Source organism: Micrococcus sp. LASM2_SD2 (genome assembly GCF_057364565.1).
On sequence record NZ_JBNFOB010000503.1, the window covers coordinates 1 to 502 of the forward strand.

The 502-nt window shown below is 77.1% G+C and carries 1 pseudogene; it reads right to left on the bottom strand.

Annotated features, from left to right (window positions below):
• Window positions 1–502: pseudogene (locus AC2W7A_RS13325) on the bottom strand (hypothetical protein); the annotation flags it as partial.

The following is a 502-nucleotide window of genomic DNA, read 5'->3' on the forward strand; positions in this document are numbered from 1 at the left end:
CGCGGCGGCGGGGCGGTCTCGGCGGCCTCGGCGCGGTCGGCAGGCGGCCTCCTCGATGGGCGCTTCTCCTCGGCCTCACGGCGCTTCCGCTCGGTCTCCGCGCGCTTCTGCGGGTCGGTCTCGTGGGGGATCAGCCGGCTGACCGGTGCGGCCAGCGGCGCGACGATCCTCTCGATGGGCAGGTTCGGGCTGCCTAGGGAGTCGAGGACCTCGGAGAGCCCGCGGCGCTCCCTGGGCTCCGGCTCCGGACGCGGCGCGGACTCGGCGAGCACGGCGTCGATCTCGGCCTGGCGTTGGCGCTCGAGGGCGGCCTGCCGCAGGCGTTCGATGTCCAGGGCACGCTGGCGCGTCTGCTCCATCAGCTGGGCGCGGCGCTCCTCGTCCGCGGCACGGCGCTCCTCGAGCCGGCGCTCCTCCTCGGCGCGCAGGGTCTCGGCCTCCGTCTCACGGCGGTGCCGCTCCTCGGTGGCGCGGCGCTCGGCGCCTCCTCGACGGCGGCGAG